The organism is Lactobacillus juensis (genome assembly GCF_036246285.1).
GTDB lineage: Bacteria > Bacillota > Bacilli > Lactobacillales > Lactobacillaceae > Lactobacillus > Lactobacillus juensis.
The window spans coordinates 48,992-64,103 of the sequence record NZ_BTTS01000002.1 but is presented as its reverse complement, the minus strand read 5'-3'; the positions used below and the strand labels follow the sequence as shown (position 1 = coordinate 64,103).

Sequence of the window (15,112 nt, the reverse complement as noted above, 5' to 3'; positions counted from 1 at the left end):
ACTTTAGTGATAAACATAGGCTTTATCTATTTTATATTTTAAAACTCTTAAATTGTTATTTTACTTTATCCATATCATCTTCAGCTAAACGGTGATGGTATAAGCTTTGATCTGTTTTATCTATGTCTGTTGTCAATGCTTCCTCAATAGCATGTTGAATATCAATCATGTTTTGCTTGTTATAAAATGGTACAGATATTTCGTAAGCTGAGCCACCCTTTTCAATTGATAATTTAGTCATAATACCATTTAAAAAGATGCCGATACCAATTAATAAAACAATAATACCGATTGCTGTATCAGAGTTAAACATTCCTAAGCCAATCATTGCTATAATCACACCAAAAATGAAGTCTTTAATGGAGTAAGATGTGTCAATTGAAGCATCAGATATGTTTTTTAAGGGAATATTTTGTTTATGCTTACCAGCTGGAAGGAGCCCCAGTACTGTATTTTGTTCAACTATTCTTACAAATCTATAGTCAACTGCTACCGAACCCTTAATCCAAAAAAGTAATGTACTAGCAGAAAATTCTTTTTTAAACCATGTCTTATTACGTGACTTATCCACTTCTACTTTCTTTTCTCCTGTTTCTTTTATTATTTCTGGCATATTTTTCCTCCTAAATTAATTATAAAAAAACCTTAAGGCCTTAATAAATTCTTATAAATTACTATAGCACATTAAAGCTGTTACTAACAGTGCTCTAGACCTATTTTGGACAATTTATCCCACGAAAAATTAGGTTCATTATATATGTGTGCAGCAAGTATATAGCAATTAAAAATCTGATGATTATGCGGTAAATTAAAGCAAAAAATACCCCCTAAATCTGGGGGTAATCCTATTTTTAAAAAAGCGTTTACTAATATAAAAATCCTTTATAGTGGCGCTTGTTCAACTTTTTAGCAAGTTTAACTGAGCGATACCAGTGAGACGTATTATGTATACTTGTTCCATCAATCGTGTTTGCAATTGATAATACCTGGTGACCCTTAAGTTTGGAGACGTTGAAAAATTCACCGCCATTTTCACCCCAGCCGCCGTCTTCACCATCATCACCAGTATTTGGTATACCGATGCCAGCAGGTTCGTTCCATTGCTTTACATTTAACCAAGTAATACCTCTTTGTTTCTGATAACCGGGGATGAATATCCAATCAGCTCTTTCAAAATCCGGTTTATCATGTGGTATATATTTATGTATTACTTTAGGTGTATATTCACCTAAAATATACGTTGTTTTAGTTATTTTTACTTTACTAAGATCTTTCTCAACTCCGTCAGTATAATACTGGTACCAAGTTCCGCGCATGTTCTTAGGAAAAACAGTAGGAACTCCTTTTGCTTGAGCAGTATTTGGAGTGTTACATACACTTCCGACGCCAATAGCTACAGCGATTAATGCCAATATTGTGAAAATTCTTTTCTTTAGTTTCATTTTCTTTCTCCTATTTTTACTACTAAATTGTATTATATACTACTAATCACTAGTATGAACCAAATTAATAGTAATGACGAAAATATTTGGCAAGATGTCTAACTTTAGCAGCATAGCGTCCAATCTTTTTAAAAACTACCATAACAAAAAATTAAAAATGTCGAATACGACAATTTCCTCTTTGCTTTTCTACCTGAATGTAACATTAAGCTAATAAAAAATTAAAAATAAGGAGAAAAACAAATGACTAAATTTAATATTCGTGGTGGCTTTGGCGATTCTACTAAACCTGATGTAAATATTCGTGAGCAAGATAACCTTTATTTAGCGGTTAATTCAAAATGGCTGCAAGAAAACCCTGTTCCTGCCAGCAGACCAATCATTGATGGCTTTAGCATCGCAGAGAAGAAGACTCGCAAAAACTTGGTAAAAGATTTTACTGATTTTTTAAGTGGGCAAAAGCCAATTCCGCACATTAAGAATTTTAATAAAGCGGTAGAGTTTTACCGGGTAGCTAAAGACGAGCAAAAAAGAACGGACGAAGGTGCAGCCCCAATTAAGAGCGATTTAGCCTTTTTAACCAGCCTCAATAATTTAGCTGATGTCAATGAGAATTTGACCAAACTATTGCTAATGGATAACTTGCCGTTCAAATTTGAAGTGGAGCCAGATTTTAAAAATGCACAGTTGAATATTGTCACTTTTTACCGGCAAAATTTGATTTTGGCTGATACCAGTTATTATGGTAATGAAAAAACTGCTAACTTGCTTGATGTTTGGCAAAAGCAAACCATTAACTTGCTGGTAATGAGTGGTATTAAGCAGGATGAAGCTGAACAATACGCCACAGGAGCAGTTAAATTGGATCAGCGTTTGGCGCAGGTTTACCAATCAGCAGAATATAATTCAGAGATTGAAAATATCTATCATCCAATGAGTGTGACAGAATTTGAAAACCAGAGTAAAAATATTCATTTAGCTGCTTTGCTGAAAGAAAATGGACTTGAAACTGCTAAAAAAGTTAATGTTACTGAGCCAGGCTATTTAGCTAAATTTGATGAATTGTTTAATGAAGAACATTTCTCTGAATTAAAGGGTTGGCTAATCGGATATTTTATTAATCAAGCAGCTGGATATTTATCACGTAAATTTAGAAAGGCAATACTGCCACTAAGAAAAGCAATGTATGGCATAGATTCTTTAGTTACAGACGAGCGCTTTGCTTATGATGAGACGGTCAGATTATTTGGCGATGTCATTGGCCAATATTATGGCGAAAAATACTTGGGTGCTGAAGCCAAAGCTGATGCTACTAAAATCGTTAAGAATATGATTGCAGTTTACCAAGATCATTTAAAAAAGAATGTTTGGCTGTCAGATACCACTAAGAAAAAGGCATTAAAGAAGCTAGATACTTTAGTCTTAAAAATTGGCTATCCAGAGCATGTTCAAGGGTTTTATGACAAATTCAAAGTAACACCAGCTTTAGAGGGTGGCAGCTTATATAGTAATGTTAAAGAAAATAGCCAGATTAAGCTTAAGGATAACTTTGCAGATATTAACAGACCCGTTGACCGCACACTTTGGATAATGTCGGCGGTAGAACCAAATGCTTGTTATGAACCATTGAGTAATGACATTACCTTCCCAGCACTTTTACTGCAAAAGCCTTTTTATGACTTACAGCAAGATCGTGCAGCTAATTATGGTGGTTTTGGTGCAGTTGTAGGTCATGAAATTTCGCATGCGTTTGACAACAACGGTGCTCAATTTGATGAATTAGGTAATATGGAAAACTGGTGGACTGATGAAGACTATGCCGAGTTTAATAAAAGGGTCAAAGCTGAGATTAAGCTGTTTGATGGTGTTGAAGTTGGTACGAGCAAGATTAACGGTAAATTAACAGTTTCAGAAAACATTGGTGATCAGGGTGGCTTGACAGTAGCTGTTGCAGCTAATAAGCAAGAAGGTGGAGACGCCAAAACTTTGTTTGAAAACTATGCGCGAATTTGGGCAACAAACGCTAAGCCTGAATTTTGGCAATTAGTCGCCGCATCTGATGTTCATGCACTTTCTCAGGCTCGAGCAAATGTGCAGGTACAATGTCAAGATGAGTTTTATCAGGCTTTCAATGTTAAAGAAGGAGATGGCATGTGGCTTGATCCAGATAAACGAGTACAAGTCTGGTAAAAAGTTGTAAAAATTTAATACTATAAATTAAGTCTTTTTTAAGAAAATCAGCTTCTGCTTTGTGCTAAAACAGATATAAGTCAAGCACGTGATGCTAGAAAATAGTAAAAATAATTTTTTAAGCAGGAGAAAATAATAATGAAAAATATTCAAAGACTAACTACTATATTAGCAATTGTTTTGTGGCTTGTCGTGATTGGCATTTTTGCAGTAGCCATCGCTAGAAATCAGTTGTGGAGTATGGGACCGATTATTACATATAACAGACCGCGAAATGCCCTTGGCTGGTTGATTGTAGCAGCTATTGCAGCATCAGCCGTCAGTGCAATTCTTAAGTTGACGCAAGATAAATAAAATTAAAAAAGAATATCACATCGCTAAAATAGGTCAAATTATATATGTAGTTACTGGTAGCCTTTTTAAAAATCTTGCGCACATTTCTAAAAAAGTGCCACTGCAATTAATAAATCTAACAGAAAATATACAAGATAAAATACCTGACAAGATTTAAATATTGTCAGGCTTTTTTGATGAAAGACAAATACTAAAGTATAATTAACATTAACGTGAAACTTCAATTTAAAGCTTTTTAGATAATGATCAATCTAGAGAAAAAAGCTTACAAACTAAGGGAGGGTTAGAATATGAGTAACATAAAAGTTTTAGTAACAGGAAGAATGCCAGAAGCTGGTTTAACGGAGTTAAGAAAAAACTTTGCTGTGACTCGTAAACCAGAAAAAGAAGGTAGAGCCTGGGTTTTAGCACATCTATCTGAGTATGAAGGTCTGATACTCATGGGAACACAGGCTGACCGTGAATTAATTGATGCCGGCACTAACTTGAAAATTATTTCTGCTAGTGGCGTTGGCTATGACAAAATTGACATTGACTATGCAAAGCAAAAAGGAATTGTTGTTGCCAATTGTCCTAAAAGCGTTCTTATTCCCACTGCTGAAATGACTTTTGCCCTAATTCTAGCAACTATGAGACGTTTGCATTTTTATGATAAATCCATTCGCACTGAAAAATGGGTTGATGTTTCTAAACCGGAAAATATGGGGACGGGACTCCAGGGAAAAACGCTTGGTATATACGGTATGGGGCGTATCGGCTCTGAAGTAGCCAAGTATGCCCAAGTCTTTGGCATGAAAGTCATTTACCATAACAGACATCAGTTAAGTTCTCAAGAAGAAGCAAAAAAGAATGTTCATTATGTAGATTTTGCTACTCTTGTTAAAACAGCAGATGTGATTACCCTGCACGCTCCGGCAACTCCTTCTACAACAGGCGTTTTCGATGCTCAAGTATTTAAGCAAATGAAAAAGACAGCTTATATTATCAATGTTGCTCGAGGTAAGCTGATTAAACAAAATGATTTAATTGCCGCATTGCAAAACAGTGATATTGCCGGAGCAGGTTTAGACGTATATGAAACTGAACCTAAAGTACCACAAGCTTTGTGCGAACTAGATAATGTGATTTTATCACCTCATGCAGGCTCAGGAACACTGTCTGCCCGCACGAATATTGCTGCTGAGGCTTCACAAAATCTCATTTCATATTTACGGGATCATAAGCCATTAAACCAAGTTAATAAGTAATTTTTTAATTAGTAAAAATAATCATGAATAAAAACCAGGTTTTTACTTGGCTTTTTTCTTTTACTGTAATAAAATATGAAGTTAACTACATGAAGCCAACTTCATATTGTTAAGAAGGTGAGATTATCAAAAATTTAGTTAAGGAAAATAGAAAAAAGCTGCACTTAACGCAACGTGAACTTGCTGTCAAAGTGGGTGTCACCGAACGAACGATTATCTCAGTAGAAAAGGGTAAATACAAGCCCTCACTCATCTTGGCGTATAAACTAGCGCAAGTTTTTAGGACCGATATTGAAACCTTATTTTGTTTACAGGAATATATAGAAAATGAAGAAGAATAAGAAAAGAAAGATCAAATATTATTTCGCAGCGTGCCTTTTTGTATTATTAGCATTTCTTGAGTTGGTGCTGATCAGCTTAGAGGTTATGCAGCACCGCAGGCAAACCGATATACCGAAAAATATTATTTATGCAGTTTTTGCTGTTAGTTTTGCTTTTTATCTTTATTATAAAGCCAAAACTGTGGGCACAGATAAAGATGATGAAGACGAGCGTGATGAGTTCATTGCAGTAAAAACTGATCACCAAATGTATAAAATAGCTAACTGGTTAATTTATATTCTGAGCCTGGTTTTTCTAATTGGGGCGGCGTTCATGTATGAATCTCAAGGCTTTACAACACTAGTCATAATATTGACAACCATTGCCGCTACTTTAAGCGTCTTATGGAACTTATTATTATTAATTGAAATGATTATAGGTATTACCAATGAACTTAGAAACTAGTAAGGTCTAAATATTTATAAGGATATAAAACTGGTTCTGCATTTTAGTATAAAATTTGTCCCACTTACTCTCCTGATAGTGACCTCTTAGTCAAATAGTATTGTAAACATGGCTTTTCTCAAGTTTAATTAATTTATCATCTTTGATGAATGAAAAAATTATTAACAAAACTGAGGGAGAAAAATAATGATTTACCATAACTATTCACATTTAAAATTCTTTTGGCTCAATGTTTTCGGTTTAATCTACAGTACTTTAAATATCTTTGCTGCTTATATGCTTAGCAATTTGATCAATATGGCAACTAAGAGACAATTTTCAGCTTTACCTTCTTTAATACTGCAGATCATAGTAGCATTAACTATAATCTTAATTTCAGGCTTACTATTTAATTACTTAAAAACCGATGCAGTTAAGCAGATTAACACTAAGCTGAGAACTAAAGTGTTAAAGGGAATGCTGCTAAATAAAGAAGAGGACAGTAACGATCTTGGCTTTTTGACCAACGATTTTAAGTTATTAGAAACTAACCGTTATGAAGCTGAAATTGAAATTCTGATCTATACCTATACCGTTATTTTGGCGCTAGGTTATGCTTTATATTTAAATTGGTTTGTTACCTTGATTTATTTCGTGGGCTCAGCAATCCCTACAATTGTGTCCAACTTTTTCCAAAAACCAATTCAAAAAGCTTCAGGTGATTGGACTAAGGCTAACGACAAGTATGTCAGCCAAACCAAAAATATTTTAGCTGGTACTGGAACTTTTAATTTATACGGCAAGCAAGACAATGCTGTTAAGCAAAATAAGCGTGCCGTTGAACGTCTGGAAGAAAAACTGGCCAAAATGAATGTGCTGAATAATAATACTAATACCTACCTTAATATTATCGCGATTGCCAGTGCATTTTTACTACCATTTGCTTTTGGGACATTATTGGTAGTCAATGGTCAGATAACATTAGGAGCATTATTTGCCATCACTCAGCTTTCTAATTCTTTTGTTAACCCTATCCTGCAAATTTTAAATGAACGAAACAATTTATCTACCACTAAGGGCATCGTTAACAAGATCAATCAGTTTATTGCTAAAGGTGAGCAAAAACCGCAAAACGGTGTTGCTACTGCTGACTTTAAGCAATTAGAAGTGAAAAATCTGACTTTAAAACGGCAGGATAAAGAATTAGCTAGTCAAATTAATTTTGCAGTTGCAAAAGGACAAAAGGTTGCGGTCATTGGACCATCCGGCTCTGGTAAATCCACCATGCTCCAATATTTAATGTATGGCGATTATGGTCAGGCACAAGAAGAGTTGCTTAATCAAAAGGCCGTTAAACCAGGTACTTTTACTAATTTGTTTGCATATTCAAGCCAAAGTGCGGTTATCTTTGCCGACTCATTATGGTTTAACCTTACGTTAGGTGCCGACATCCCGCAAGAAGAAGTTACAGATGTGTGTGAACATTTAGAACTGGGACAGCTGGTTAAAGAAAAAGGTTTTGACTACCAATTAGGTGATAATGCCGACCAATTATCCGGTGGTCAGTTAGCACGAATTGAACTGGCAAGGGCTATCTTAGCCAAACGGCCAATTTTATTACTGGACGAAGTTAATGCCTCATTGGACAAGGCAACTTCTCAGGCGATTCATGATTACTTGTTTGCGTCTAACTTCACTTTCATTGAGGTTATTCACCATTATGAACCAGCAGAATTAAAGCGTTATGATGCTGTAATTGACTTTAATAATTATATTTAAGATATGGTTTCAAATAAATGTATGGTAAATAAAAAGCTTACTTTTTGTAAAAATAAAGTAAGCTTTTTTGTATGTATATAAAATAATTAGCTGAACTTTTTGGCAGCATCTTTATTTAATTTCCTCAATAATCAGACCACTCCGGAAATTAAAAATTAATTCAATAAGCAAAAAGATTAAAAAGATAATAATTGCTGAAACATTTTGTGAAAAAGGGACATAGCTTTTAATCATAGGCGGAATTAATAATAAAGCAGCAATCATAACAGCTATTAGGCCTGCTGATTTTGGATTCGGAATAACTTTATAATGAGCGTCAGTATTATTAATAATCATTTTGGCTGAGCGATTTAGTAGGCCTTGAGTTAGTTGCAGCGTGTCCCCTTTTTTTAAATTTAATTTTAAAGCATAGCCAGCCGCAATACCTCCTACTCTTAAACCGTTAACTATTACAGTTGTGGGTTTACCCATTGAAATATTACTTTTTGATCGTTGAACTGTAATCATACCGTTACACTTTCTTTAATAATAGATGTTTAAGATTAGCTTATTAATAAAACAGGTTAATGTCAATCTTGTTTACTAAAAAAAATTATGTTTACAAAACAAAATATATAAACTATAATTTTGGTGTAAGTAAATGTAAGCGATAACAAGAAGGAGGTAATGAATTGTGCAGTTAGTTAATGTGAGAGTTGATAGCCGTTTGATTCATGGTCAAGTGGCTCGTGTATGGACTGGGCAATTAGGTGCAGAACGCTTAATGGTCGTTGGCGATAAAGTATCTAAGGATGACTTGGAAAAAACAGCTTTAAAATTAGCTCGTCCCACTCAAGCAGCTTTAAGTATTTTGCCACCAGATCGTGCAAGTAACAATATTGTTCAAGGACGCTATGCCGACCAAAAAATATTTATTATTACTCGTGAACCAGAGGCTCTGGTTAAGATGGTCGACGCAGGTGTACCAATTAAAGAAGTTAATGTTGGTAACTTGCCAAGTGGTGAAGGCAGACTGCAATTGTTCAAGAGCGTGGGAGTTAATGACGAAGAAATAAAGGCTTTTAAGGAACTTGATGCTCGGGGAGTAAAGCTTTATCACCAGATGGTGCCAAACGATCCTAGAGAAGACTTTATGTCTGAATTAAATAAACGGATGGAGAAATAATAATGAATTCATTGAGTGTAGTTCAAATAATTTTGCTGTCTTTGTTTGCTTTCTTCCAAATCAATGAAATTATCACAGTTGGTATTGGTTTTGGTAACCCAGTTAACGCTGGATTAATTGCAGGACTAATTGTTGGTGATATGAAATTAGGTTTGGCCGTAGGAGCAACATTGCAGTTAATGATATTAGGTGTCGGTACCTTCGGTGGTGCTTCGATTCCTGATTATGCCACCGGAGCAATCATAGGTACTGCAATTGCGCATATTTCAGGAAAAGGCATTAACTATGGTATTGGTGTTGCTATTCCAGTGGGTCTATTGATGGTGCAACTTGATATTTTGGCTCGTTTTGCTAATACCTATTTTGCACACAGAATAGATAAGGCAATCGATCGTAACGATGATAAAGCTGTTGTACGAAATAGTCTTTATGGGGCTATTCCGTGGGGGCTTTCAAGATCGGTTCCTGTACTGTTAGTGTTGATTTTTGGTGAAGCATTTGTCAAAAATGTATTGAACTATATGCCACAGTGGCTAATGGGTGGATTAAAATCTGCCGGAACTATGTTACCAGCAGTTGGTATTGCTATCTTAATGCATTACTTGCCTATTAAGAAATTTGGTGCATACATGATTTTTGGCTTTGTAGCCGCTGCTTATTTAAACGTACCGATGCTTGGTGTTGCACTTGTCGGAGTCGGCTTTGCCATTAATCATTATAATTCTATCATTCATGACAAAAACCAGTCTGGTAGCGGTAGCAATGGCTTAGATACAGAAAAAGCTGCTGAAATGGGTGTTGATGATAAAGGAGTAATTACCGGTGATGAAGAATAATACTACTGAAAAAACTACGACAACACAGAGTCATAAGTTAACTAAAAAAGATATTCGTAGCGCTAACTTACGCTGGATTTTTACCTCCGCACTAAGCTGGAACTACGAAACTATGATGGCTCCAGGCTATGTTGGTTCACAAATGCCAATTTTACGTAAGTTATATGGTGATAAGCCTGAAGATATGAAGAAAATGATGCGTGTGCAGTCTGAGTACTTTAATACCAGTCCGCATATGGGCTCCATTATCCAAGGTGTCGACATTGCTCTGGAAGAAAAAGAGGGAATTGATTCAGTTGATGGTGTAAGAGGTATTAAAACTGGACTTATGGGACCATTTGCTGCTGTAGGTGACACCTTATTAGGTACCGTTCAATCCACTATTTTTGGTGCGATTGCATCATACATGGCTCTTAAAGGCAACCCGTTTGGTGCTATTTTATGGATGGTTGCATTAGGCGTTATCTACATTTGGGCTTATACTTGGATGCCATTTGCCTATAAACAAGGGGTCAACCTGGTAACTTCAATGAGTTCTAAGCTTAACGCATTGACTGATTCAGCTACCCTTCTAGGAGTGACGGTTGTAGGAGCTTTGATTCCAACTGTTATTACTTTAAAAATCCCGTTTATCTTTAGAGCTGGAAAAGTTTCGATGAAGCTGCAGGATATTTTTAATCAAATTATGCCATCCCTACTGCCAGTTTTACTAGTTGCCTTTATTTATTGGCTGCTTGATCGTAAACATATGAACTCTACTAGAGCAACTTGGTTTGTTCTAATACTGGCTATTATTTTATTCAATTTAAAAGTTGTTGCATAAAACATAGAAATTTAAAAATAATCAGATTATCTGCTGAAAAAAGCCTGTTGCAAAATTAAGCGGGTAAATTGAGAAAACGCGGATGTATTGACAATAATGATACAACCGTATTTTCTTTGATTTACAAAAAATATTTGATAGCATAATTGCAAAAATGCTGTAATAGCAGATTGTGTTTAGATTATCAGGTTCTAAAGTTTATATTTTTAAAACGAATTTTAATAGCACCTGTTATTATAACCAAATATGAAAGATGAGAAAATAAAATGGCTAATATCAGACAGGTAGCTCAGTTAGCAGGTGTTTCGGCTGGTACAGTTTCACGAATCTTAAATAATGACACTTCCCTAAGTGTAACTGATCAAACGCGTTTAAAAGTTTTGGCAGCTACTAAAAAGTTAAATTATCATACAAAAAATAAAAGTAAAAAGAGTCCCGTCATTGGCGTGCTGACAACTATGAATTTAGACCAAGTAGCAGAATATACGTATTATCAGCAAGTAAAGCAGGGGATTATTGAAGAACTTAAAAAAGAGAAAATGACGTTAAGTTCGATCTACTATTTGAATAAATCTTTGGATAATTCATTTTGGGACGGACTATATTATTGGGACGGCGTGATTGTTATCGGTAGTCTGTCCGAATCAGCCATTACTGAATTAAAAAAATTGAACTCTAATATTGTAATTATTGAGGCAAGATATAAAAATAATTCCGTAAAACTAGTCAATGCTAATTTAACTGCCGGGGTAAAAGAAGCTTTAGCACAACTTGAAAAGTTTGCCCAAACTAATATCGTATATGTTGGCGGTCCGCGTTATATGACTAACTTGCAAGGAGAAAAGACTCTGGCAAAAGGTGAGGTTCGCTTAAATTGTTACCGAGAGTGGATGAAGCTGCATGATCAGGATGAGTGCTCAATCAGTACTTCTGGGTGGAGTATTGAAGATGGCGTTCAAGCAGGTAAACAAATTGTCCAATTACCTATTTTTCCTAAGGGAATTTTGGCTGGAAATGACCAAATAGCAATTGGAATAATGAGAGAATTGCACACAAAAGGTTTTCGTGCTCCAGCAGATTATCATATTATTGGATTCGATAATATTCAGATGTCTAAATATTACATTCCAAGACTATCATCAGTTTCAGTTCCGGAAAAGGACCTAGGTACAACTGCTGTCCATTTAATTAGAGAAGATATATTAGAAAATAAGGCGCGTGCTGCTACTACGCTACTGGAAGTTAAACTAATTTTGCGAGAAAGTACTGGTAATTAGTTTGGGAGGAAAAAATGGAAAATTATTATCCTAAGCAGTTAAGTGGAGATCAAACGAAGATTTTACTCACAAACCCTGATCGTGGTTTTCGCTTTGAAGTTTATTTGGATGTAAAAACGGGTAAGAGCATATATGAATATGCAGATGAAGATGCTATTGCTGCGTTAAAAAGAGAAGCATCACTGTATACAGACGATCAGCCACAAATAGTACAAGTCTATTTTTACTTAACAGGTTACCAGCATGATCCACTGGATGCACAAGCTTTTAACCATATGAGTGCATTTTTTGAGGAACTGGCTAAATTAAATTTAAAAGCATTGCTTCGTTTTGCTTATATTTCTGAAGATAAAAGGCCTTATAGACAGGCTCCTAGTGTGCAGAGAGTAGAGCAGCACTTGGAACAGTTATCTGGCTGGCTCTACGAACATCGCAAGCAAATTCATGCCTTACAGGCAGGCATTATTGGACCTTGGGGAGAATGGTCTGCCCATGCTCGTGAAACAACTGATGAATCAGCAATTTTACATAGTTTGTTGTTAAATTCTCCTCAAGATCTAACTGTACAAGTACGTTATTTAAATATAAAAAATCGTAATATAGGTGTTGCTGAAAAAGAGAATGAACAACGAATTGGTTTTCACGATGACTTTTTAATTGGTATTGGACATGAGTGGAATACAGCGGGTAAAAATCATGATTCGAATGAGTATCAACAATTAATAAGAGATTCAAAAACGACAATCGTTGATGGCGAAAGTATCTGGCTATTTGCCAATCCTATGTATTTAAAAACAAAATACGTAGATCCTGAATTGACCACACAAAGAATGGTTGAAAATCATTTTACTACCTTAAGTATTGCGCATAATTACCATGAGATAAAAACTAATTCATATTATAATGTGACCTTAGAAAATGAATTAAAAAGAACTGGCAAACCAGAGGGGCTTAAATTTCCTCAAATGGGCTCATTTGAATATTGGAAGCATGTTCCTGTTACGCCTGATTTATTAGATAAAAAGAATTGGCCGTATCAAAAATCATGGTTTTTGGATCAAAAGAATCAGACAATTGAACGTAATTATTTTGAATATTTGCGTGATTATTTAGGCTACCGTTTAGAAGTTAAACAAATTAGTTATAACTCCACTTTAAATGCTGCCGTTTATCTCACACTGAAGAATACCGGCTTCGCCGCTCCTCTGGCTTTGAAACAAATAGAGTTATTTGCTGTAGATCAACAGCAGAATATTATTGGTAAGGCTTTCGTTGAAAAAAGTGCTTTACAAACTAACCGAGAAATAAATACGGTTATCCCATTAGTAAAACATAATCAACCTGATAAAGTCGGAGTTAGGCTGCAGGCTACTAATAACAGCCCAGCACGTCTTGCCAATGTTTGTCAGTGGGCAGATGGTATTAATTGGTTTAAATTGTAACTGGGGAATAACTCATGAAAAAATATTTAAAAAGCTAACTTTAATAACTGCATTTTTAGGGTTACTTTTATTTCAAAATCAGCAAAATTTGTGTTCAGTTAAAGCTGCAACTATTTCTGAATATGACGAAAAGCCTCTAACAGAGCAGCAAAATCCAAGAAATGGCTAACAATAGCGATCGTGGCTTTCGCTTAGAGTTAAATTTGAATGTTAAAACCGGCATGGGACTATGGGGTAATGCGGATAAAACAGGAATAGCGCAAATGCAAAATGCGATAGCTACATTTGCTGATGATAATCCCCGACTTGCACAGGTATACTTTTATCTGACTGATTATAAAGATAAGCCACTAGATCAAACTGCCTTTAATAATATGGATCAATATTTCCAAAAGTTGAAGCAAAACCATTTACAGGCTGTACTACGTTTTGCCTATATTTGGGATGATGCTCATCCAAAATCTCAGGAACCTACAACTGAGCAAGTGGTTGCACATATTAAGCAACTAGCTCCCTGGATTGCTCAGCATCGTGATCAAATAGCTAATTTACAAGCTGGATTTATTGGAGCTTGGGGAGAATGGGACAGCGGAGCCCGCAACCGTATGAATGAAAAAGCAATTCTGCAGGCATTATTAGCTAATACTCCTAAAGATTTATTTATCCAAGTCAGATATTACAATATCAAGTCACGAAATGTTAATCCCCAGAGTTCTGACTGGCAACGAGTTGGATTTCATGATGATTACTTGATTGGTCGCCCTCATGTGTGGAATACTGCAGGTGCAGATCCTAATTCTGCTGAATGGAAGGCGATGGCAGAACAATCTCAGACTGTACCGGTTGACGGTGAAATGATTTGGGGTTCTGCCAATGCATCAGACAATAACGGTCAGTTAATTTCTGCACCACTGATTGCTCACCGTCTTGCAGTTGATCATTTTACCTCATTGAGTATAGCTCATAATTATAAAGAAGATGGCAAAGATTATTCTTTGAGTGCTTGGAAACGGCAACTAGTAACTCCTGCACTTTTAGACCAATATAAATTACCATATCAAAAATCATGGTTTAAAGATACTAATGATAATGAAATAAGTCGTTCTTGGTATGAATATATTAGGGATTATCTGGGTTACAGGTTAGCGGTTAAAGATATTAGCTATCAAGCAGATGGGCAGAACATTGACTATCAAGTTAATCTAACTAATTATGGCCTGGCTGCTCCTGTCTTGATTAATAAAGCAGAACTGGTATTACTGGATGAATCTAAAAATGTAGTGGCTGCTAAGGATGTAACTGATATTGCTCATTTACAGTCTTTGCAAATTTTACCAATCAAATGGCAGGTAGATAAAACCTTAGTTAGTCAGGCAAAATATTTAGCCTTTAAATTTACTGGTTACAGTAATATGGGAAACCACCTGGCAAACAATATAGCTTTTGATGATGGGTATAATTATTTGCTGACGCTTAAATAAATAGTTGTAAAAAAACAAAAACCAATAAATTACGCTTTAAACGATGATTTATCGGTTTTTTTATTTATGATAAAAATTAAAGGCTAAATTCACTTGTTTTCTTAATTCCAATTATCGTTGATGCAATTGTGCTGAGCTCATTGCAAATATTTTAGTGTTTATAAATATATTGTAATAAATTAGCTTTATTTTAAAAAATAAGCAAACTATATAATTGAAAATATATTTGCAAAGTAATGCAGTTATTGCTTTTAGCTATAATAAAGCTAAATAAAATATGATAAAATCATTGTTAATTACTTTTCATTTTT

Annotated in this window: 16 protein-coding genes; 13 read left to right on the top strand and 3 right to left on the bottom strand. The window is 35.2% G+C overall.

The genetic code is table 11. The features are described 5' to 3' along the window. Positions 1–55: 55 nt before the first annotated feature. Together AAA926_RS04615 and AAA926_RS04610 are read right to left on the bottom strand one after the other, a co-directional pair. Entirely contained in the window at positions 56–613 is a 558-nt protein-coding gene (locus AAA926_RS04615) for a hypothetical protein (protein WP_338211976.1), read from the bottom strand. Between the two features lie 253 nt (positions 614–866). Beyond that, the gene (locus tag AAA926_RS04610; protein WP_338211975.1) at positions 867–1,442 is read right to left on the bottom strand and encodes a hypothetical protein; all 576 of its coding nucleotides are present in this window, start codon (positions 1,440–1,442) and stop codon (positions 867–869) included. 243 nt (positions 1,443–1,685) lie between these two features. Here AAA926_RS04610 and AAA926_RS04605 point away from each other — a divergent pair, with 243 nt between their 5' ends. The 6 genes from AAA926_RS04605 to AAA926_RS04580 all read left to right on the top strand — a co-directional run bounded on the left by AAA926_RS04605 (position 1,686) and on the right by AAA926_RS04580 (position 7,777). Beyond that, positions 1,686–3,632: a M13-type metalloendopeptidase gene (locus AAA926_RS04605; protein ID WP_338211974.1), complete on the top strand. Its 1,947-nt coding sequence runs from the start codon at positions 1,686–1,688 to the stop codon at positions 3,630–3,632. A gap of 138 nt (positions 3,633–3,770) precedes the next feature. Further along, positions 3,771–3,986: a hypothetical protein gene (locus AAA926_RS04600; protein ID WP_338211973.1), complete on the top strand. Its 216-nt coding sequence runs from the start codon at positions 3,771–3,773 to the stop codon at positions 3,984–3,986. A 290-nt stretch (positions 3,987–4,276) separates the two neighbouring features. Further along, positions 4,277–5,233, top strand: a complete 957-nt coding sequence (locus AAA926_RS04595) for an NAD(P)-dependent oxidoreductase (RefSeq protein ID WP_338211972.1) — start codon at positions 4,277–4,279, stop codon at positions 5,231–5,233. A gap of 122 nt (positions 5,234–5,355) precedes the next feature. Next, the gene (locus AAA926_RS04590; protein WP_338212257.1) at positions 5,356–5,574 is read left to right on the top strand and encodes a helix-turn-helix transcriptional regulator; all 219 of its coding nucleotides are present in this window, start codon (positions 5,356–5,358) and stop codon (positions 5,572–5,574) included. Beyond that, on the top strand, positions 5,561–6,019 hold the full coding sequence (locus AAA926_RS04585) for a hypothetical protein (protein WP_338211971.1): 459 nt from the start codon (positions 5,561–5,563) through the stop codon (positions 6,017–6,019). The genes AAA926_RS04590 and AAA926_RS04585 overlap by 14 nt, the downstream gene beginning before the upstream one ends. Before the next feature lie 186 nt (positions 6,020–6,205). Beyond that, complete coding sequence (locus AAA926_RS04580; protein WP_338211970.1) at positions 6,206–7,777, top strand: ATP-binding cassette domain-containing protein; 1,572 nt, start codon at positions 6,206–6,208, stop codon at positions 7,775–7,777. Between the two features lie 111 nt (positions 7,778–7,888). Here AAA926_RS04580 and AAA926_RS04575 read toward each other — a convergent pair whose 3' ends face one another. Then, on the bottom strand, positions 7,889–8,284 hold the full coding sequence (locus tag AAA926_RS04575) for a hypothetical protein (protein ID WP_338211969.1): 396 nt from the start codon (positions 8,282–8,284) through the stop codon (positions 7,889–7,891). Positions 8,285–8,450: 166 nt separating this feature from the next. Between AAA926_RS04575 and AAA926_RS04570 the strand changes: the two genes are divergently transcribed. From AAA926_RS04570 to AAA926_RS04540, 7 genes are all read left to right on the top strand, one after another. Next, entirely contained in the window at positions 8,451–8,942 is a 492-nt protein-coding gene (locus tag AAA926_RS04570; protein WP_045927284.1) for a PTS sugar transporter subunit IIB, read from the top strand. Between the two features lie 2 nt (positions 8,943–8,944). Further along, positions 8,945–9,778 (top strand): PTS mannose/fructose/sorbose/N-acetylgalactosamine transporter subunit IIC, encoded by an 834-nt coding sequence (locus AAA926_RS04565; protein WP_045927285.1) that lies wholly within the window; start codon positions 8,945–8,947, stop codon positions 9,776–9,778. Beyond that, positions 9,768–10,601, top strand: coding sequence for a PTS system mannose/fructose/sorbose family transporter subunit IID (locus AAA926_RS04560; RefSeq protein ID WP_045927286.1), 834 nt, complete (start codon positions 9,768–9,770; stop codon positions 10,599–10,601). The genes AAA926_RS04565 and AAA926_RS04560 overlap by 11 nt, the downstream gene beginning before the upstream one ends. Before the next feature lie 266 nt (positions 10,602–10,867). Further along, positions 10,868–11,878 carry a substrate-binding domain-containing protein gene (locus tag AAA926_RS04555; protein ID WP_338211968.1) on the top strand — a complete coding sequence of 337 codons (1,011 nt, stop codon included), beginning with the start codon at positions 10,868–10,870 and terminating at the stop codon, positions 11,876–11,878. 14 nt (positions 11,879–11,892) lie between these two features. Next, positions 11,893–13,320 (top strand): DUF4874 domain-containing protein, encoded by a 1,428-nt coding sequence (locus tag AAA926_RS04550; RefSeq protein WP_338211967.1) that lies wholly within the window; start codon positions 11,893–11,895, stop codon positions 13,318–13,320. Further along, on the top strand, positions 13,295–13,489 hold the full coding sequence (locus AAA926_RS04545) for a hypothetical protein (protein ID WP_338211966.1): 195 nt from the start codon (positions 13,295–13,297) through the stop codon (positions 13,487–13,489). The genes AAA926_RS04550 and AAA926_RS04545 overlap by 26 nt, the downstream gene beginning before the upstream one ends. Then, positions 13,482–14,801 carry a DUF4874 domain-containing protein gene (locus AAA926_RS04540; RefSeq protein ID WP_338211965.1) on the top strand — a complete coding sequence of 440 codons (1,320 nt, stop codon included), beginning with the start codon at positions 13,482–13,484 and terminating at the stop codon, positions 14,799–14,801. Before AAA926_RS04545 ends, AAA926_RS04540 begins: the two co-directional genes overlap by 8 nt. The last annotated feature ends 311 nt before the right edge of the window (positions 14,802–15,112 follow it).

Excerpts from the sequence above, each read along its gene's own strand:
- AAA926_RS04555 (WP_338211968.1), top strand. The coding sequence starts at position 10,868 with ATGGCTAATATCAGACAGGTAGCTCAGTTAGCAGGTGTTTCGGCTGGT.
- AAA926_RS04560 (WP_045927286.1), top strand. The coding sequence starts at position 9,768 with ATGAAGAATAATACTACTGAAAAAACTACGACAACACAGAGTCATAAG.
- AAA926_RS04540 (WP_338211965.1), top strand. The coding sequence starts at position 13,482 with ATGGCTAACAATAGCGATCGTGGCTTTCGCTTAGAGTTAAATTTGAAT.
- AAA926_RS04580 (WP_338211970.1), top strand. The coding sequence starts at position 6,206 with ATGATTTACCATAACTATTCACATTTAAAATTCTTTTGGCTCAATGTT.
- AAA926_RS04595 (WP_338211972.1), top strand. The coding sequence starts at position 4,277 with ATGAGTAACATAAAAGTTTTAGTAACAGGAAGAATGCCAGAAGCTGGT.
- AAA926_RS04605 (WP_338211974.1), top strand. The coding sequence starts at position 1,686 with ATGACTAAATTTAATATTCGTGGTGGCTTTGGCGATTCTACTAAACCT.
- AAA926_RS04600 (WP_338211973.1), top strand. The coding sequence starts at position 3,771 with ATGAAAAATATTCAAAGACTAACTACTATATTAGCAATTGTTTTGTGG.
- AAA926_RS04585 (WP_338211971.1), top strand. The coding sequence starts at position 5,561 with ATGAAGAAGAATAAGAAAAGAAAGATCAAATATTATTTCGCAGCGTGC.
- AAA926_RS04615 (WP_338211976.1), bottom strand. The coding sequence starts at position 613 with ATGCCAGAAATAATAAAAGAAACAGGAGAAAAGAAAGTAGAAGTGGAT.
- AAA926_RS04550 (WP_338211967.1), top strand. The coding sequence starts at position 11,893 with ATGGAAAATTATTATCCTAAGCAGTTAAGTGGAGATCAAACGAAGATT.
- AAA926_RS04565 (WP_045927285.1), top strand. The coding sequence starts at position 8,945 with ATGAATTCATTGAGTGTAGTTCAAATAATTTTGCTGTCTTTGTTTGCT.
- AAA926_RS04545 (WP_338211966.1), top strand. The coding sequence starts at position 13,295 with ATGGTATTAATTGGTTTAAATTGTAACTGGGGAATAACTCATGAAAAA.
- AAA926_RS04610 (WP_338211975.1), bottom strand. The coding sequence starts at position 1,442 with ATGAAACTAAAGAAAAGAATTTTCACAATATTGGCATTAATCGCTGTA.
- AAA926_RS04575 (WP_338211969.1), bottom strand. The coding sequence starts at position 8,284 with ATGATTACAGTTCAACGATCAAAAAGTAATATTTCAATGGGTAAACCC.